Consider the following 18,878-nt stretch of genomic DNA (forward strand, 5'->3'; position numbering starts at 1 on the left):
AAAAAAAGGCCGGCGTCTTGATCGCCGGCCTCTTATATCCCCCCTGAAGGGGGGTGGTCATGCTACTGCTGGAGCAGGGAGATATCGGCCACTTCCAGGAAAAGAGCCTGGAGCCCGGCAAGCAACGCCAGGCGATTGCGGCGTACGGCCGGGTCTTCGGCCATGACCATCACCTGATCGAAGAAGTGGTCTACCGGCTCGCGAAGGGTCGCCAGTGCATCCAGGGCCTGGCTGTAGCGCGCCTCGGCGAACAGCGGCATGACCTTGTCACGGCATGACTCCACTGCTTCGTAGAGCGTCTTCTCTGCGGGTTCCTGCAATTGGGCGGCATCTACCCGGATGTCGCCATCATGCTCCTGCTTGGTGAGGATGTTGGAGACACGCTTGTTGGCGGCGGCAAGGGCAGCGGCTTCCTCTCGACGAGTAAATCCCTGTACGGCACGCAGTCGACGGGCGAAGTCGAGCGGCTCTGTCACCGGCCGGGCACGCACGGAGAGGTAGGCCTCGGCCTCGATGCCCTCGTCTGCTGCCCAGGCGCGGAAGCGATCAAGCATGTAGGCGAGCACCTCATCGACCAGCCCTTCGGCATAGGGAAGCTCCTGATGCTGGGCAGCCGACAGCTCCAGAAGCTCGCGCAGGTCGAGGTTCAATTCCCCCTTGACCAGGATGTTGATCACGCCGATGGCCGCTCTGCGCAGGGCGAAAGGGTCCTTGGTGCCACTGGGGCGCTGCCCGATGCCAAAGATGCCGGTCAGGGTGTCGAGGCGATCTGCGAGTGCCAGGGCCAGGCCGGTCCGGCCCTGGGGTATTGCGTCGGTAGCGAAACGTGGAAGGTACTGCTCCTCGAGAGCCAGGGCCACCTCGTGGTGCTCGCCGTCGTAGGTGGCATAGTAGCGTCCCATGATGCCCTGGAGCTCCGGAAACTCCAGGACCATCTCGGTGACCAGGTCGCACTTGGCAAGTTCGGCGGCACGCCGGGCATCGTGCACGTCGCCACCGATCCCGCCAGCGATGAAAGCGGCCACGGCGGCATTGCGGTGGGCCTTGTCGGACAGGCTGCCCAGTTGTTTCTGGAACACCACGCCGGCCAGCTCCGGGGCGCGGTCGCCCAGGGAGCGCTTGCGGTCGGTATCATAGAAGAAGGCGGCGTCGGCCAGGCGAGGGCGGATCACTCTCTCGTTGCCCTGGATCACCTGATCGGGAAAGGCGCTGTCGATGTTCGAGACGGTGATGAACAAGGGCTTGAGTCGGCCCTCCTCATCCAACAGGTGGAAGTACTTCTGATTGGCCTTCATCGAAGAGATCAGGCACTCGGGCGGTACCTCGAGGAAGCGCTCGTCGAAGCTGCCGGTCAATGCAACGGGCCACTCCACCAGGCCGCTGACTTCGACGAGCAGGTTCTCGTCGATCACTGCCTCGGCGTCGAGGACTTCGGCCTCGGCAAGCACCTGTTCGCGGATGCGTTCGCGGCGCTGGTCGCGATCGGCCAGTACCCAGGCACCCTCGAGGGCCGCGAGATAATCGTCGGCATGGGCCAGCTCGATGGGTTCGGGGGCGTGGAAGCGGTGACCGCGGGTGGTGCGGCCGGCCTCGAGGCCCAGTGCACTGGCCTTGACCACCTGGTTCCCGTAGAGCATCACCAGCCAGTGAACGGGGCGAGAGAATTCGACGCGTGAGGCCCCCCAGCGCATGTTCTTGGGCACCGGAAGGGCATCGATGGCCTTCTGGACGATTGCCGGCAGCAGGCTGGTGGTGGCCTCTCCCTGCTGCTGTTCCCGATAGCCCAGCCAGGTTCCCTTGTCGGTCTCCAGGTGGATGAGTTGGTCCACGGTGACGCCGCAGGAGCGGGCGAATCCCTCGGCGGCCTTGGTCGGCTGGCCATCCTTGAAGGCCGCGGCCAGCGCTGGACCACGGCGCTCGATGTCACGGTCGGGCTGTTTGTCGTCGAGGTCGTGGACCTGAACGGCCAGACGACGGGGGCTCGCGTAGGCGAACACCTCGCCAGCATCGATATCGGCCTCGGTCAGGCCCCGGCGAACTCCTTCGGCCAGCGCGTCGGAAAGCTCATCGATGGCGCCCGGCGGCAGTTCCTCGACGCCCAGTTCGACCAGTAGGGTGTTGGCAGCCATCAGTCATCTCCCTGTTCGGCAAGCGGCTCGTCGGCCAGTAGTTCATGACGCAGGGCCTCGGGGGCCAACGGGAAGCCTGCGGCCTTGCGCGATTGGTAGTAGGCCTGGGCCACGCCTCGGGCCATGGTGCGCACGCGCAGGATATATCGCTGGCGTTCAGTCACCGAGATGGCGTGACGTGCATCCAGCAGGTTGAACGTGTGGGACGCCTTGAGGACCTGCTCGTAGGCAGGAAGTGGCAGGCTGGCCTCAAGCAGCTTGGTGCACTCGCGCTCCTGGTGGTCGAAGGAGGCGAACAGGAAGTCGACATCGGCATGCTCGAAGTTGTAGGCCGATTGCTCTCGCTCGTTCTGCAGGTAGACGTCGCCATAGGTCACCTTCGAGCCGTCCGGTGCCACCGCCCACACCAGATCGTAGACGCTGTCGACGTCCTGCAGGTACATGGCGATGCGCTCGAGGCCGTAGGTCAGCTCGCCGGTGACCGGGTAGCACTCGAGGCCGCCGGCCTGCTGGAAGTAGGTGAACTGGGTGACCTCCATGCCGTTGAGCCAGACCTCCCAGCCCAGTCCCCAGGCGCCCAGGGTCGGAGACTCCCAGTTGTCCTCGACGAAGCGGATATCATGGACAAGCGGGTCGAGACCCAGACGCTTCAGGGATCCCAGATAGAGCTCCTGAAGCTCGGTGGGCGAGGGCTTCATCACCACCTGGAACTGGTAGTAGTGTTGCAGGCGGTTGGGGTTCTCGCCGTAGCGGCCATCGGTGGGGCGGCGAGACGGCTGCACATAGGCGGCGTTCCAGGTCTCGGGGCCGATGGAGCGCAGGAAGGTGGCGGTATGGAAGGTGCCGGCACCGACCTCCATGTCCAGGGGCTGGAGGATCACGCAGCCCTGTTCGGCCCAGTACTGCTGCAGGGCGAGGATCAGGCCCTGAAAGGTTGTCACGTCTGGCATCGACGGGGATGTCGAGAGAGTCATTTCGGAAGCACCGTTGGCCATGAATTCACGAGCCGTCAAGTATACAATCACAGGCAGATCGGTTATAGGCGCAGGCCCGGAGACGAGAGGATTCCCATGATCGTAGTAACAGGCGGGGCCGGTTTCATCGGCTCGAATCTGGTCAAGGCACTCAATGCCCGTGGCCACGACGATGTGCTGGTGGTCGACGACCTCAGTGACGGCACCAAGTTCGTCAATCTGGCCGACTGCACGCTCGGCGACTATCTGGACAAGAATGACTTCCTGGCCAGGGTAAAGGCGGTGATGAACGGTGAGGAGTCGAACCTGCCACCCATCGAGGCGGTCTTCCACGAGGGGGCCTGCTCGGACACCACCGAGTGGGATGGCCGCTTCATGCTCGAGAACAACTTCGAGTACTCCAAGGTGTTGCTGCACTTCTGTCAGCGCGAGGGCATTCCCTTCCTCTACGCCTCATCGGCGGCCACCTATGGCGGCAGCGAGGTGTTCTACGAGGCCCCGGAGCACGAGAAGCCTCTCAACGTCTACGGTTATTCCAAGCTGCTGTTCGACCAGTACGTGCGTGCCCGACACGACCAGTTCGACAGCCAGGTGGTGGGATTCCGCTACTTCAACATCTACGGCCCGCGGGAGCAGCACAAGGGCAAGATGGCAAGCGTCGCCTACCACAACCACACTCAGATCCGCGATGGGCACAACCTCCGACTGTTCGGCGCCTGGGATGGCTATGAGGCCGGCATGCAGAGTCGCGACTTCGTCTACGTGGGTGACGTGGTGGACGTGAACCTGTGGTTCCTCGACCATCCGGAGGCCTCCGGCATCTTCAACCTGGGCACCGGCCGGGCCGAGCCCTTCAAGGCCATCGGCGAGGCGGTCATCGATCACTATGGTCGCGGCGAGATCGAGTACATCGACTTTCCAGATGAGCTCAAGGGGCGCTACCAGAGCTATACGCGTGCCGACATCACTCGCCTGCGCGAGGCAGGCTACGACCGCGAGTTCCACACCGTCGCCGAGGGGGTGAGTGCCTACCTGGAGTGGTTGAATGGCTGAGTCCGGACAGCATGTCGCCAGGGAGGGGGAGCGCATCCTGGTGGTGGGTCCGTCCTGGGTCGGCGACATGGTCATGGCCCAGAGCCTGTTCAAGACGCTCAAGGCCCGAGGGTCGGGCTGTCGCATCGGTGTCGTGGCGCCGACCTGGTCACGACCGATCCTCGAGCGCATGGAGGAGGTCGATGAGGTGGCGGGCCTCGAGGTGGGCCACGGACAGTTTGGCCTGGCAAGCCGCCGGCAGCTGGCCGCCTCCCTCAAGGGGCGCTTCGATCGGGCCATCGTGCTGCCGCGTTCCTGGAAGTCGGCGCTGGTGCCCCTCATGGCGCGTATTCCCCTGCGGACCGGCTTTACCGGCGAGCAGCGCTATGGGCTGCTCAACGACCGGCGTGTCCTCGACAAGGCGTCGCTGGACCAGACAGTCAAGCGCTTCGTGTCGCTGGGACTGCCCCGGGAGGAGGCCGAGGCGGGCGACTTCGCCATTCCTCGTCCTTCCTTGCGCCTGGATATCGACAACCTGGTCGAGCAGCGGGTCGCGTTGGGGCTGTCGTCACGCCCGGCTATCGGCATGATGCCGGGGGCCGAGTACGGCCCCGCCAAGCAGTGGCCGCTCGATCATTTCCGTGAGCTGGCCAGTGCCCTCGTGAGGGAGGGTTTCGAGGTCAGGGTGCTGGGCGGACCCAAGGATGTCGATGCGGGCGAGGTGATCTCCGACGGGCTCCCTCATATCCACAACCTCTGCGGCAGGACCCGGCTGGCGGATGCCGTCGACCTGCTGGGTGACTGCCGGCAGGTGGTGACCAATGACTCCGGGCTGATGCATGTGGCCGCGGCGGTGGGAACCCGTGTGCAGGCCCTCTTCGGTTCCTCGTCGCCGGCCTACACGCCGCCGCTGACCGACCTTGCCGAGATCCACTATCTCGACCTCGACTGCTCGCCCTGCTTCGAGCGCATCTGTCCGCTGGGACATACGAACTGTCTGAAACAGCTCGCTCCCGAGCGTGTTCTGCAGGCGGTGCTGGCGACGACCCCCTAGGGCAGCTCCTCGAGGGCCTCTGCGATCGTCTCCTCGGGTGTCTCGATGACCTGGCCGGCGACTGAGTCGGCCGGCGTCGTGACCTGTGGAGGTGCCAGACCCTCCCACAGGCGCTTCTGAAGCGCGGTCTCCGCCCGCAGTCGTGCATTGACGGTTTCCAGCCCGTGCTCCTCGATCAGCGTCGGCTCGCCGGAGAGCAGAGACACGCCGAGCCCGGCCCGGTGCCAGTCGATGACGAACCCCATGGCCTCCAGTAGCGTGGGCAGGACGTCCATGGTCGACGCCTCGACCCTGACCCGGCGTGGTTCGATCCCCTCACCGAGCAGCATGAAGGTGTTTTCCCGCTCGGTGGTGACCAGTTGCTCCCAGGCGGAGACGCGCATGGTCAGGTGATCGCTGGCAACCACCACCAGGGTATTCTCCAGCAGCCCCTCGTCCCGGAGTCGCTCCACCAGGCGGCTCACCAGCCATGACGAGCACTCGACCGAATAGAGGATGTCGGTACCGTCGAACTCGCCCTGACGCTCCCGGCATGCCCTAGCCGGGTAGCCGTTGGGGGCATGGCCGGAGATGCTCAGGTTGATCAGCCCCCAGGGCCCGCCTTGCCGCTCCAGTCGACGAATTTCCTCGACCGTCAGGTCATAGAGGGTGTCATCGTAAAGGCCCCAGCTGTTGACGTAGTCGGGCTCCTCGAGTTGCGGTTCCAGCTCTTCCCGCCCCAGTACCCGGTCGAAGCCATGATCGCGGTAGAAGACGCCCTTGCCGGCGAAGCTGGTACTGGCCCCGCCCATGTAGGTGAGGGCATAGCCCCGATCGGCAAGCAGGTCCCCCAGGCAGTCGATCCCCGGTACCACCTTGCCGAGCGGTTCGAACTGTCTGTCGTGGAGCAGGCCGGCCGGCATCAGCGGCGTGCCGCACTGGCTGGCGATCATGCCGGCCATGGTCCAGCCGGTGTTGTCGAGCTGGCGAATGCCCTCGAAGACCACGGCCTGCTCGCCCAGGGCCGCCAGGGGCGCATAGGCATTGCCGAAGCGCTCCCGGTCGGCATAGGTTCGCTCGAGGCTCTCGAGGTAGAGCAGCAGCAGGTTGGGCGGAGAGGGAGGGGTCTCGAGAACGACCGGCGTCACGTACTGCCTGTCCAGCCAGGCACCATCATCGGTAACGACGGCGGCCCCACGCTGGCCCAGGCCATAGAGCATGGGGTTGCCGGCCAGCAGCACCACCGCCAGCATGTGCTCCGCGGGTCGCCAGCGGTGGTCGACACGCACCAGCCAGGTGAATGAGGCGAGCAGCAGCAGCATGGCCAGGGTATGCAGAAGGGCGGAGACGATCCGCCCTCCACCCCCATGCTCCGACATGCCGGCCTGGAGATGAAAGAACACCGCCCCGAGGTCGACCTCGCCGAAGCTGGCCGCCAGGTAGACATAGACGCCCCACAGGGCCAGGGGAGCCAGCGACCAGGGCCAGACGCGTGCCAGTGGCCTGGGGCGGGCGGGAGCTCCCCAGCGCCGCCAGCGAGCCAGGATCAGCCAGCCGACGGTGACGGCGGGAATAGCCCAGGTCGGCAGTCGGGTGATCATGGCCAGGGCATACCCCAGCCACAGGCCGATAACTAGCAAGACCACCCAACGAGGGTGTGCAAGCAAGTGGCGGCACGAATGTAGTGTCATGGATAACAGTTTCTAAACAGTCGGATAAGAGAAGACCGCAGAGCGAGGCGCTTAGTCGGGACCTCGCGGGGAGGTCTTGGATTGTGCGTAGGCTTTCATGTATTTCCAGAATACGCCATTGGCGTTGGAGAACGCGATGACAAGGCCTCGCCAACCGTCTAGAAAGCCGCGTCGAAGGAGGTAGGTGCGAAGGAAGGCGAAGGCGCTCTTGGCCAGGATCAGCCAGGGGGAAAGGCATCGACGGCTAGTGTCTGCCCGCAGAGAGGAGTAACGGTTAACCTTTTCCAGGAATTGCGATAGATCCGTGACGGCGTGATGCACGATGACCCCGGGCAGGCGTTTTACCTGTGTATCGGGTGATGTCTGGACGGACTCATGCACCATGGCGGCGTTGAAATGACAAAAGCGACGGTTGAAAAGGCGAATCAGCCAGTCGTTTCCCCACCCCGAATGGCGGACGACCTTGCCAAGCAAGAGGTTGTCACGGCAAATTCTGCCGGCGGCATCTCGTGTTGTAGCGGTATCCCAGGAGCTCAGTGCATGAACCAGTGCCGGGTCTGGCTCCTCATCTGCATCCAGTGAGAGGATCCAGTCGTGGCGGGCGAGCGAAACGGCATGTTGCTTGGTGGGGCCAAAGCCGAGGAAATCGCCGTAAAAGAGCCGGACATTGGTGAAACGCTCTGCAATGGCAAGGGTGTCGTCAGCCGAACCATTGTCATAGACGACGATATCATCGAACGCGTTGAGCGACGATAGTGTTCTTTGCAGGGTTTTTCCGGCGTTACGAGTGATGATGACGACGCTGATACCGTGAATCATGCCGGTGTCCTGTTTCGTACCGTGCGGCAAGGCGCAGGGATATGACCAGAGTGACGGCACTGCTATGCTTATTACCCGTAAGCAACGTCGTGTGTCAGCGCCTTGAGAATCGTACATGTGAATCTGGCCAAGGGGTTCCGAGGTGGGGAGCGTCAGACGGCCCTACTGATCGAAACCTTGGCTAGCCGTGGCAATCTACAACAAACCTTGGTGTGTCGAAAGGACTCTCCCCTTCGTGAAGTGCTTCGCGACGTTAGCGGCCTGAGGTTCGTTTCGGCAAACCATCAGCTGGCCGGCCACGGAAGTGTGAGGAAGGCTGATACCGTTCACGCCCATGAAGCCAAGGCCGTACACTGGGCCTTTCTGCATCATGGGTTGAAAGGCGTGCCCTACATCGTGACGCGTCGAGTGGATACTCCGGTCAAGGACAGGCCCAGCAACCGCTGGTGTTACCGCCGGGCGGTGAGAAGGGTAGCCATTTCTCGGGTCATAATGCGAGAGCTCGAGATGCGAGGCTGGGGTGGCGTCGATCTTATTCCCAGCGCCTTTTCCGGCCTGCCCACTTGCGAGGAAGCGACCCGTCGATTCCATGATACGTTCGCAGGAAAATTCCTGGTGGGCCATGCAGGGGCCTTGGTGGATCGCCATAAGGGTCAGCGTGTGCTGCTCGAAGCCGCACGCTTGCTGGAAACCAGGCTCCCCGAACTGCAATTTGTTTTCTTGGGTGACGGTGAGGATCGCGAGATGCTTGAGCGAGAGTCAGCGGATCAACCCAATGTGGCCTGGCTGGGCTTCAAGGAAAATATCGGCGACTATCTGGCTGGGCTGGATATGTTTGCCTTTCCTTCACGCAACGAGGGGCTGGGCTCCGTACTGCTAGATGTGATGAACGTCGGAGTACCGATAGTGGCAACGGACGTCGGCGGCATACCCGATATAGTCCAAGATAACAAAACCGGACTGCTGGTCCCTAAGGATGACGCAATTGCTCTGAGCGATGCACTCACGCGGCTCTATCGCTCTGAGTCATTGAGGGCTCAGCTGAGTCAATCAGCAAAGCAGCAGCTGGATAGGTTTAGTCCCGAAGCAATGGCTGATAGCTATATTTCGATCTATGAGTCCATTTTTCGACAGGAGCCGTAAGCCCGCCTCATTCTTGAGGGCTCTGATTGGCGGTCTGTAGCTGCTGATCGGCAGCATCGCTGATCAGGTTCCACACCGCTGGCGTAGCAGCCTGCTCAGAAATGCCTGAATGCTGCTGTGTTGCCGCTTTTCTATAACTTTCAGGAATCAATCCCATCTGTTAAAGCAGCCGTGACCACCGGCCGCCGCTGCGGTCGCTCGATCTTTGGTGCTATGACAGTCTCGCCGAACGTCAGCTCAGCGCGGTCAACTTCGGCAGCCCCTTAAGCAGCATCGGCCACCACTTGGCGGCGGCGCCGAGGTGAATGGTGATGCGCCGGGCGTGCAGCGACAGCGTGGCGGCGACCTTGAGCACCTGCTCGCGCAGCCGGCTCAGGTTCCAGCCTTGCCGGGTCTGACGCTCCAGCAGGCAGCGCAGGCCATGCAGGATCTGGTAGGCGTAGAGGCTAAGCAGCAGACTTACTTCGTTGCGCGCCATCACGTCCTGGACGGTGGAAGCGCTGCGATCCGTCGACGAGAGGTGCACATCCACCCCCGACTTCACCTCGTCCATGTGCGCCTCGGCACTGCCGCGCTTGCGTTAGAGCGCCAAGACCTTCTCCGGCGGCCAGTCGAACTTGCTGAAGGCATGCAGCAGCAGGTCATCGGGGCGTTCCTGCACCACCAGCACCACCAGCACCACCAGCACCACCAGCACCACGCGCCGCGGCGCCGGCCAGGTACCCGCTTGATACTCCAGGTCGTAGCACCGCTCCCGAGCGATGCCTGTCAAGCTTGTTGGCGTCTGGAATCAGGCAGCTTCTAATCGCTGATCGCGTTGGACCAGCGGGTCTTCCTGGTCAGGGTTCAGCCAGACCGTCCGGCGCGGTGACCAGTTGCGGATGGCACCGCTCCACCGACCGGGATGTTGCCGTTTCGCCTCGCCATCGATGCGCACCCGAACCTGGGCCCCGGTGCTCTCGTTGAGGCGTCGCACCAGATACGGGATCCAGGTATCGGCGTTCTCGGCCAGCAAGGCGACCAGCGGTGAATAAATGCGTGCCCCGTAAAGGCCATGATAGGCCGAGCCACTCTGGTGATCGTGGACTTCGATCGGCAGGCCGTCGATGTCGAGAGTCAACTGCTTGGGGCGCTCACCGTTCTTCAGCGAGGTCAGGCGGCAGACCACCAGCCGCAGCAGGCCTTCGTGCACGGCATCGATGTTGTCGTCGTGACCCAGGCAGGTCAGCAGCCGCGACAGTGTGGCCTGAGATGGTCGATCTTGGACCAGGGCCAGGGGCGTCATCTCGCGCGCATCGCTGCAGGCCAGTTGCCAGAGCGGGTCATGGCGCAGCCTGTCGGTATCGCTGAGATCGATCCAGCCCATCGCCCGCTGAAGCACCAGGGTGCGCAGCTGACTGGCCAGCGAATGACGGATGCGCAGCGGGTGGTGCCGATTGACCAGATTGCATCGATCACGACGCTGTTGTCGAGGGCTTCACGCAGCAGCAGAGCGCCGTTGTCGTTGCTGGTGCGCTGGCCGTTGAGCTCAACGCGGATGGACCCTTTGCAGGACGGAATCCAGGGAGATACGCTTTCACCTATAGCGGATGGTCCTCTGAAACCAAGTACTTGCCGTAACGCTCTGATTTCTTAAGAGAATACCATCCGCTATCTTTGTTTTCAGGCCGGCTTCATGAATAAGCCGGGATCAATATATATCCCTTTGTTCTTGATGTCTGGGAAAATCTGTATCGCAGCAACGCCTACCTTGACCTTATAAGGAAACTGGAAGATGGTGAGACTTTCCGCTCTCATCAGGCAGGCATTTGCTTGAATACTCCCTTTAAGGTAGGTTGTCTACCTGAACAAGTACTTAAATTATATGAAAGATAGCAGGAAAATGGTTTTGATGCGACTCTTGGCAGGGATAGGTTAGGTGTTGCTATCAGGCGTGAAGGCCAGCTTATGAAACTTAATCGTGGACTACATAGACTGGCAATGGCGAAAATTGTTGGGGTAAAGCAAGTTGTTGTGCGTGTTTTGGGTGTTCATGAAAAATGGTGGAAAGAAAAAGCACATGGAAAGAATCATGCCGATTCATTATTTTCTGTCAAGAAAGAGCTATGCTTAATTTCGAATAGCAAGCGCTAGGTTGGATTAAACAACTGAGAGGGCTGCTTTTATAACCCTATCCTGGCTGATGTCTTTGATGTCTTGACCTGTTTCGGGCGTTATCATGACAGATCTATCGGTCACCCTGAACCATTCTGTATTGTTGTGGGAATAAATGCCGACATAAGGCAAGCCTAAGCACTGAGCAATGTGAGAAGGCCCGCAGTCGTTTGCTATGACCAAATTTGATTTTGATATTATATTGCATAGGGAGAAGATGTTGGGTGAGTGGTGGGTTTTAATATTTCCTGTTTTCATTTTTCCAAGGGCGTTTACTTCCGCAGTTTCCGCAGGCCCAAGGATTACATGAATTTGTGCCTTTGTGTCTATTGTTTTCGCTAGAAAAAGTGCTGCTTGTATAAAGCTCTGGCACCCCCATTTTTTGAACTCGCCCGCGCCACCACCTGGCATAAGCACAATGTTGAATTTTTTTCCCAAGCTCTCTGTCTGCAAGTGGTCGCTGCTGGCCAAATCTAAGAATGGTGCCTTTAGAGATTGGTGGATGTTTATGCCATGAGGAGTCATGGTGTCAAGCAATTGCAAGTAGTGAGTCGCTCTGTATTCTTTATTGTTAAAACAAATTCGCTTATCCCATATATGAGAAAGGATGTTTTTGTTTTTCGAGAATCCAGCCGATAAGGCCGGTTTTTTAAATATTTTGGTTATCGCACCCCTTTCAGAGCTGGGTTGAAAGGAAACCATAACATCAGGCTTATGCGGGATTTTTATAATGTCGTTAGCAAGGGTCTTGCTCTCTATGACACAATCGACCCAGTCAAATAGTGAATAGAAAGAGGAATCGTTGCCACGACCGACCAGCATAAGCCTATGGTCAGGAAATGCTTGCTTTAATTGGTACAGGGCTGGCAGGGAAGTCAACCTTGAACCAAAGAATGGACGGTTTCTTAACAGGGCTACAACATTTTTTTTCATGGCTGCCTCACTAGATTTTCGCTTTTTTGTAACCATTTTCGAAGTTCGTCATAGCGATCCTGGTTGTATGCTCGGAATCAGTAAATTTCAAAATGGAGCGCTTCAGCCTTTCCACGTTTCCCTTGTGCCACCGCCCCGGCTTTCTCAGCCGGCAGCGGTCCAGGTCGATCAGCCAGACCTCGCCCTGGGGGTCGACCAGCAGGTTGCGGGCATTGAGGTCGACGTGGTCGAGGCCGGTGTCGTGGAAGTGGCGGACGGTGGCGCCGACCCGGCCGAGCAGGGCGTCATCGGCCTGTCGCTGCAGGAGGAGATCGGCCAGGGCACGGGCGCCGGGTATCCTCACGGTGATCAGCGCCGCCTCGTAAGTGAGCCCCCAGCGCGCCACCCGGGCCGCCACCGGGCGGGGCACGGGCAGGCCACGTCCATACAGATGGGCGGTCAGTCGCAACTCGCGGAAAGACCGGGTCCGTTCCAGGCCGGTCCAGAGGTAGCGTGCATCGCTGAGCCGGGCGATCAGTCCCCCGCGGCGATAGGGGCGCAGGACCCACTCGGCGCCCTCGCCGGCATCCAGGAAGAGGCTGGCGCCGCGTCCCGGGGCCTCGCCGGTGACCCGGCCGGCGTCACGCCACCAGGTGGGTTCGAAGCAATTCGGGGTCATGGGCGGGCCGGTTTGTGGCCGCCGGTCGGCGTCACATAAACTGTCCGCATCATATAGAATGCAACTCTTTCCCGCTCGATACGTTGCCAACCGCATGAAGCATCCTCTGCCCGATCGGCCCCAGCACATCTGCGTACTGCGACTCTCCGCCCTGGGTGATGTCTGTAACCTGGTGCCGACGGTGCGTGCCCTGCAGCGCCAGTGGCCCGAGGCGCGGATCACCTGGATCGTCGGCAAGGGCGAGCACAGTCTACTGTCGGGCCTCTCCGGGGTCGAGTTCATCGTCTATGACAAGTCGACGGGGCTTGCCGGCATGCGGGCCCTGTGGCGGGAGCTCTCTGATACCCGCTTCGACCTGCTGCTGCACATGCAGCAGGCCCTGCGTGCCAGCATCCTCTCCCTGGGGCTAAAGGCCGATGTGCGGGTGGGCTACGACAAGGCCCGCGCCAAGGACGCCCAGCACTGGTTCACCCAGCGGCAGCTGGCGCCCCATCCAGGTGCCCATGTGCTCGAGTCCTACCTCGACTTCGCGCGCCTGCTGGGTGTCGAGAACCTCTCCCTGGCCTGGGACCTCCCTGTACCAGAGGCCGCCGTCGAGGAGGCGCGCGGCATCACCGGGGAGGCGCCCTATTTGCTGATCAGCCCCTGCGCCAATCCCAGACTGCGCAACTTCCGCAACTGGTCAGCGGAGGGCTATGCGGCGGTGATCGAGCATGCCTGGCGCCAGCACGGCCTCACGACGGTGCTGACCGGTGGCGGCAGCACTCAGGAGCGCGAGCTCGGTGAACGTATCCAGGCCCTCTGCTCCCCCAGGGTGGTAATCGATGTCATCGGCGAGACCTCGCTCAAGGGCCTGCTGGCACTGATCCAGAAAGCCCGGGCGGTGATCGCTCCTGATTCCGGGCCGGTGCATATGGCCAATGCCCTGGGCGCCCCGGTGGTGGGACTCTACGCCACCACCAATCCTGACCGTGCCGGGCCCTACTGCTGGCGGGAGTTCGTGGTCGACCGCTATCCCGAGGCAGTGCGGACCTACCTGCACAAGTCCCCTGCGGAACTCCCCTGGGGCACGCGGGTCCGTCACCCCGACGCCATGTCGCTGATTCGTGCCGAGGACGTGATCGACCGCCTCGAGGCGCTGCTGGCCCCATCCGAGCCCCCCAACGAGACGGAGTCTCCCGATGAAGCTTGATCTGACCGCCCTGGAGCACTCCCGCCTGCTGGTGGTGGGTGATGTGATGCTCGACCGCTACTGGCATGGCGGCACCTCGCGAATCTCACCCGAGGCCCCGGTCCCGGTGGTCAGGGTCAACGAGTCGGAGGACCGCCCCGGCGGTGCCGCCAACGTGGCCCTCAACATCGCCTCCCTCGGAGCCCATGCCGCCCTGGCCGGCCTAGTGGGAAACGACGACAACGCCGACCGGCTGGTGTCTCGGCTCGAGGGTGCCGGGGTCAGCACTCACTTCTCACGTAGTTCCGGTATTCCCACCATCACCAAGCTGCGGGTGATGAGCCGCAACCAGCAGCTGATCCGTCTGGACTTCGAGGAGGGGCTCGGCGATGTCGATACCTCGGGGTTGCTGGCGCAGGTCGAGGCGGCCCTGCCCGACTGTGACCTGGTGATCCTTTCCGATTATGGCAAGGGGACCCTGAACCGTGTCGAGGAGCTGATTCGGCTGGTCAGGAGCGCCGGCAAGCGGGTGCTGGTGGATCCCAAGGGCAGCGACTTCCGCCGTTACCGCGGCGCCAGTGTGATGACCCCCAACCTGGGTGAGTTCGAAACGGTCATGGGCCACTGCCGGGACGATGCCGAGCTCGCCGCCCGGGGTGAGGCGATGCGCGCCGAACTCGAGCTCGAGGCCCTGCTGATCACCCGCAGCGAGCGAGGCATGACGCTGATCCGCGAGGGACATGAGCCGCTTCACCTGCCCACTCGGGCCCGCGAGGTCTATGACGTTACCGGTGCCGGTGACACCGTGATCGGCGTGCTGGGTCTGGCACTGGCCGCCGGGCACGGCTTCGCCGAGGCGATGACCCTGGCCAACCTGGCCGCCGGCCTGGTGGTAGCCAAGCCCGGCACTGCGACCCTGTCCATCGCCGAGCTCTATACCGCCTTGCACGGCGACAAGCTGGCCGAGTTCGGGGTCATCGAGGAGGCGCCCCTGATCGAGGCGGTGCGGGCCGCCCAGGCCCGAGGCGAGCGGGTCGTGATGACCAACGGCTGCTTCGATATCCTGCATGCCGGCCATGTCGCCTATCTGGAGCAGGCCCGTCGTCTCGGCGACCGCCTGGTGGTGGCGGTCAACGACGACGCCTCCATCGGCCGTCTCAAGGGCTCCAAGCGCCCCATCAACCCCCTGGTGCGGCGCATGCAGGTGCTGGCCGGCCTGGGTGCCGTCGACTGGGTGGTGCCCTTCGGCGAGGACACCCCCCAGCGGTTGATCGAGACGGTACTGCCGGACGTGCTGGTCAAGGGCGGTGACTACCGGCCAGAGGAGATCGCCGGAGGCGCGGCCGTGCGCGAGGCGGGGGGCGAGGTGAAGGTGCTGGGCTTCGAGGATGGCGTCTCCACGACCGCGATGATTTCCACCATCCTCGACCGCGAGACCTGATGGCGGCGGTATCGCACTCCTGGGCCCGCCGCGTCTATTCGGCGGCCCTCTATCTCCTCGCCCCGCTGATCTGGAAGCGTGTCTGGCCTGAGCAGCTTCCCGGACGCAGTCGTCTTGAGCGGCTGGGGCTCATTCCTCATTCCCGCGAGGACGAGCGTGTCATCTGGCTTCACTGTGCCTCGGTGGGGGAAGTGCAGGCCGCCCGCCCGCTGATCGAGTCACTCGGCGAACACTGGCCCGGGTATCGCCTGGTGATCACCACCATGACCGCTACCGGCGCCCAGCGGGTGCTGGCCCTGGCAGAAACGGTCGGTCAGAAAGGGGCTGCTGGCGAAGTGAGTCATCACTTCGTACCGCTGGATTTCCCCGGCGTCGCGCGCCGCTTCGTCGCCCGGCTGCGCCCGACACTGGCGATCTTCTTCGAGACCGAGCTGTGGCCCAATCTGCTGGCCGCCTGCGACCGGACCGATGTGCCGGTGGCGGTGGTCAATGGACGACTCTCGCCCCGTGCCTGGAAGGGATATCGCCGCCTGGGGCCCCTGATGAAGGATGCCCTGGGCCATGTGACCTGGCTGGCGGCCAAGTCCTCGGAGGATGCCCGGCGGTTCCGTGACCTGGGCATGCCTGTCGACAGGAGCGAGGTGGTGGGGAGCCTGAAATTCGACATCGCCGTCGATGGAGAGACCCGTGAGGTGAGTGAGCGCCTGCGCGCACGGTTGGGCCGCCGGCCCGTCTGGGTGGCCGGCTCCACCCACCCGGGTGAGGACGAGCAACTGCTGGACGCCCATGCGAGCCTGCTGAGGCGCCTGCCCGATGCGTTGCTGGTGCTGGTGCCGCGCCATCCCCGGCGCTTCGATGCCGTGGCCGAGCTTTGCCGTCAGACGGGCCTCTCGGTGGCCCGCCGCTCCCTCGACGAGTGGCCCCGGGAAGATACCGCCGTCTACCTGGGGGACACCATGGGCGAGCTGCTGGAACTCTATGGCGCGGCGGATCTGGCCTTCGTGGGCGGGAGCCTGGTGCCCATCGGCGGACACAACCTCCTGGAGCCGGCGTCCCTGGGTGTGCCGGTGCTCACCGGCCCCGAGCTTGCCAACTTCAGCGATGTGGCCGAGGTGATGCGTGAGGCGGGCGCCCTGACGGAGGTGGCCGATGGCAAGGCGCTGACCGACACCCTGGTTCGGTTGTTCGACGACGAGCCGTCTCGCCATGGTCTTGCCGAGGCTGGCCGTGCCGTGGTGATGGCCAATCGAGGAGCTCTCGAGCGCACCCTGTATGGCCTGGCGCGTATGCTGCCGAAGTGATCACTCACTTCGGCTCGGCGTCAGGCGGGTAGCAGGCGCTCCACGCCCTGGTCAGTGCCGAGCAGCAGCAGGTCCGCGCCCCGGGCGGCGAAGAGACCATTGGTGACCACGCCGACGATGGCATTGAGGCGTGCCTCCATGGTGAGCGGGTCCTCGATCATGAACTCGAAGCAATCCAGGATCTGGTTGCCGTTGTCGGTGACCACGCCCTGGCGATAGACCGGGTCGGCACCGAGCTTGACCAGCTCTCGGGCCACGTAGGAGCGCGCCATGGGGATCACCTCGACCGGCAGCGGGAAGTCGCCCAGCGTCGCGACCCTCTTCGAGCCATCGGCGATGCAGATGAAGCGCTCGGCGCAGGCGGCCACGATCTTCTCGCGGGTCAGCGCCGCGCCACCGCCCTTGATCATGTGGAGATGCGCATTCACCTCGTCGGCGCCATCGACACAGACGGGCAGCGTTCCCACCTCGTTGAGCTCGAAGAGGTCGATGCCGTGGCGGTGCAGGCGCTCGGCAGTGGCCTCTGAGCTGGCCACGGCGCCGCGGAAGTCGCCGCGCAACTCGGCCAGCCGGTCGATGAAACGGTTCGCAGTGGAGCCGGTGCCGATGCCGATGACGATGTCATTACCGAGATGCGGGCGGATCTCGTCGATGGCGGCGGCGGCCACGGCGTCCTTGAGTTCGTCCTGGGTCATGTCGTGCTCGTTGTCTGGTGGGTGGCGAATGCGGCGCCATTATAGGCCATGCCGCCGATGGATGCTGGACGCCACGGCCGCGGGAATGCTACCAATAAGGGTTCCTCGCGGCGCCGCTCAGGTGCCCCTCGCGTCACTTCTGGGATATCAGGATGCTCGAAGCTACCGTCAAGAAGATTCTCCAGGCCCGGGTCTACGAGGCCGCCCGGGAAACCCCCATCTCGCCGGCACCCTTCCTTTCCCGACGTTTCAACAACCAGATCCTGATCAAGCGCGAGGACCTGCAGCCGGTCTACTCCTTCAAGATCCGTGGTGCCTACAACAAGATGGCTCAGCTCGACGATGAGCAGAAGGCCAATGGCGTGATCGCTGCCTCGGCGGGCAATCACGCCCAGGGCCTGGCCATGGCGGCGAAGCTGATGGGCGTCAAGGCGGTGATCGTCATGCCGCGCATCACCCCGGAGATCAAGGTCGCCGCGGTGCGGGCGCGAGGGGCCAAGGTGGTCCTCAAGGGCGATGCCTTCGCCGAGGCGGCGGCGCATGCCCAGGAACTGATCAAGGAGCACGGCTACACCTATATTCCGCCCTTCGACGACATCGACGTCATCGCCGGGCAAGGTACCATCGCCGTGGAGATCCTGCGTCAGCACAGTGGACCCATCGATGCGATCTTCGTGCCGGTCGGTGGGGGTGGCCTGATCGCCGGCATGGCCGCCTACGTCAAGTACCTGCGGCCCGAGATCAAGGTGATCGGCGTGGAGTCCGAGGACAGTGCCTGCCTCAAGGCGGCGCTGGCGGCGGGCGAGCGCGTGGTGCTGGACCAGGTCGGAGTGTTCGCCGAGGGCGTGGCCGTGGCGCAGATCGGCGAGATCCCCTTCTCGATCCTGCGCGACCTAGTCGACGACGTTATCACCGTCAACACCGACGAGATGTGTGCCGCGGTCAAGGACATCTTCGAGGATACCCGGGCGGTCTCCGAGACCTCCGGGGCACTGTCGCTGGCCGGTCTGAAGAAGTACATCCAGCAGACCGGTGCCGAGGGGGAGACCCTGGTGTGCATCAACTCCGGGGCCAATACCAATTTCGACCGCCTGCAACACATCGCCGAACGCACCGAACTGGGCGAGCAACGCGAGGCGATCCTCGCCGTGACGATCCCCGAGCGGCCCGGCAGCTTCAAGAAGTTTTGTCGCACCATCGGCAAGCGCATGGTCACCGAGTTCAACTATCGCTATGCGGACCCGGAGAAGGCCCACATCTTCGTCGGCGTCCAGGTAAAGCCCGGCGGCGAGGATCGCCAGGCGGTGATCGACAAGTTGCGCGGTGCCGGCTACCCGGTGGAGGACCTCACCGACAACGAGCTGGCCAAGCTGCATATTCGCCACCTGGGTGGAGGTAGGCCCAAGGAGCATTTCGACGAAGAGGTCTACCGCTTCGAGTTCCCGGAGCGCCCCGGCGCGTTGATGAACTTCCTCACTAACCTTCCCCATGACTGGAACATCTCGCTGTTCCACTATCGCAACCACGGGGCGGCCTATGGTCGGGTGCTGGTTGGCATGCAGGTGCCCAACGACGACCGTACCCATGTGGAGGAATACTTCGACGCCATCGGCTATCGCTACTGGAAGGAGAGCGACAACCCGGCCTACCGGCTCTTCATGGCCTGAGGTCTGGGGAGGCCCGTTGATGCATAGTAAGCGCTGA

General features: G+C 62.8%; 14 protein-coding genes and 2 pseudogenes. 7 read left to right on the plus strand and 9 right to left on the minus strand.

Annotation, left to right across the window (positions count from 1 at the left end; translation table 11 throughout):
* Positions 1-62: 62 nt before the first annotated feature.
* Positions 63-2,129, minus strand: coding sequence for a glycine--tRNA ligase subunit beta (gene glyS / locus ABE960_RS10145; RefSeq protein ID WP_349762143.1), 2,067 nt, complete (start codon positions 2,127-2,129; stop codon positions 63-65).
* Entirely contained in the window at positions 2,129-3,103 is a 975-nt protein-coding gene (gene glyQ, locus ABE960_RS10150) for a glycine--tRNA ligase subunit alpha (protein ID WP_349762144.1), read from the minus strand. The genes glyS and glyQ overlap by 1 nt, the downstream gene beginning before the upstream one ends.
* Before the next feature lie 96 nt (positions 3,104-3,199).
* On the opposite strand from glyQ, the gene rfaD reads away from it, so the two are divergent.
* Positions 3,200-4,156: an ADP-glyceromanno-heptose 6-epimerase gene (rfaD, locus tag ABE960_RS10155; protein ID WP_349762145.1), complete on the plus strand. Its 957-nt coding sequence runs from the start codon at positions 3,200-3,202 to the stop codon at positions 4,154-4,156.
* On the plus strand, positions 4,149-5,189 hold the full coding sequence (waaF, locus tag ABE960_RS10160) for a lipopolysaccharide heptosyltransferase II (protein ID WP_349762146.1): 1,041 nt from the start codon (positions 4,149-4,151) through the stop codon (positions 5,187-5,189). Before rfaD ends, waaF begins: the two co-directional genes overlap by 8 nt.
* Here waaF and ABE960_RS10165 read toward each other — a convergent pair.
* Together ABE960_RS10165 and ABE960_RS10170 are read right to left on the minus strand one after the other, a co-directional pair.
* The gene (locus ABE960_RS10165) at positions 5,186-6,859 is read right to left on the minus strand and encodes a sulfatase-like hydrolase/transferase (RefSeq protein ID WP_349762147.1); all 1,674 of its coding nucleotides are present in this window, start codon (positions 6,857-6,859) and stop codon (positions 5,186-5,188) included. The two genes, waaF and ABE960_RS10165, sit on opposite strands and share 4 nt — an antisense overlap.
* Before the next feature lie 51 nt (positions 6,860-6,910).
* Positions 6,911-7,678, minus strand: coding sequence for a glycosyltransferase family 2 protein (locus tag ABE960_RS10170; RefSeq protein WP_349762148.1), 768 nt, complete (start codon positions 7,676-7,678; stop codon positions 6,911-6,913).
* 117 nt (positions 7,679-7,795) lie between these two features.
* Between ABE960_RS10170 and ABE960_RS10175 the strand changes: the two genes are divergently transcribed.
* Complete coding sequence (locus ABE960_RS10175) at positions 7,796-8,821, plus strand: glycosyltransferase family 4 protein (protein ID WP_349762149.1); 1,026 nt, start codon at positions 7,796-7,798, stop codon at positions 8,819-8,821.
* A gap of 232 nt (positions 8,822-9,053) precedes the next feature.
* Here the strand turns inward: ABE960_RS10175 and ABE960_RS14880 are convergent.
* The 4 genes and pseudogenes from ABE960_RS14880 to ABE960_RS10190 all read right to left on the minus strand — a co-directional run.
* A pseudogene (locus ABE960_RS14880) lies at positions 9,054-9,578 on the minus strand (transposase); the annotation flags it as partial.
* 171 nt (positions 9,579-9,749) lie between these two features.
* Positions 9,750-10,405, minus strand: a pseudogene (locus ABE960_RS14885) (transposase); the annotation flags it as partial.
* A 555-nt stretch (positions 10,406-10,960) separates the two neighbouring features.
* Complete coding sequence (locus ABE960_RS10185; protein WP_349762150.1) at positions 10,961-11,908, minus strand: glycosyltransferase family 9 protein; 948 nt, start codon at positions 11,906-11,908, stop codon at positions 10,961-10,963.
* Between the two features lie 10 nt (positions 11,909-11,918).
* Positions 11,919-12,662 (minus strand): 3-deoxy-D-manno-octulosonic acid kinase, encoded by a 744-nt coding sequence (locus ABE960_RS10190; protein WP_349762151.1) that lies wholly within the window; start codon positions 12,660-12,662, stop codon positions 11,919-11,921.
* Here ABE960_RS10190 and ABE960_RS10195 point away from each other — a divergent pair.
* Genes ABE960_RS10195 through waaA form a run of 3 tightly spaced genes read left to right on the plus strand, consistent with a single transcriptional unit; the run spans position 12,661 to position 16,479 of the window.
* Complete coding sequence (locus ABE960_RS10195; protein ID WP_349762152.1) at positions 12,661-13,758, plus strand: glycosyltransferase family 9 protein; 1,098 nt, start codon at positions 12,661-12,663, stop codon at positions 13,756-13,758. The two genes, ABE960_RS10190 and ABE960_RS10195, sit on opposite strands and share 2 nt — an antisense overlap.
* Positions 13,748-15,178, plus strand: coding sequence for a bifunctional D-glycero-beta-D-manno-heptose-7-phosphate kinase/D-glycero-beta-D-manno-heptose 1-phosphate adenylyltransferase HldE (hldE, locus tag ABE960_RS10200; protein ID WP_349762153.1), 1,431 nt, complete (start codon positions 13,748-13,750; stop codon positions 15,176-15,178). The genes ABE960_RS10195 and hldE overlap by 11 nt, the downstream gene beginning before the upstream one ends.
* Positions 15,178-16,479: a lipid IV(A) 3-deoxy-D-manno-octulosonic acid transferase gene (gene waaA, locus ABE960_RS10205; protein WP_349762154.1), complete on the plus strand. Its 1,302-nt coding sequence runs from the start codon at positions 15,178-15,180 to the stop codon at positions 16,477-16,479. The genes hldE and waaA overlap by 1 nt, the downstream gene beginning before the upstream one ends.
* Before the next feature lie 20 nt (positions 16,480-16,499).
* Here the strand turns inward: waaA and rpiA are convergent, their stop codons facing one another.
* On the minus strand, positions 16,500-17,174 hold the full coding sequence (rpiA, locus tag ABE960_RS10210) for a ribose-5-phosphate isomerase RpiA (RefSeq protein WP_349762155.1): 675 nt from the start codon (positions 17,172-17,174) through the stop codon (positions 16,500-16,502).
* 152 nt (positions 17,175-17,326) lie between these two features.
* On the opposite strand from rpiA, the gene ilvA reads away from it, so the two are divergent.
* Positions 17,327-18,841 (plus strand): threonine ammonia-lyase, biosynthetic, encoded by a 1,515-nt coding sequence (gene ilvA, locus ABE960_RS10215; protein ID WP_349762156.1) that lies wholly within the window; start codon positions 17,327-17,329, stop codon positions 18,839-18,841.
* Positions 18,842-18,878 lie beyond the last annotated feature (37 nt).

Origin of the sequence: Halomonas aquatica (genome assembly GCF_040196335.1) — a bacterium.
GTDB lineage: Bacteria > Pseudomonadota > Gammaproteobacteria > Pseudomonadales > Halomonadaceae > Halomonas > Halomonas aquatica.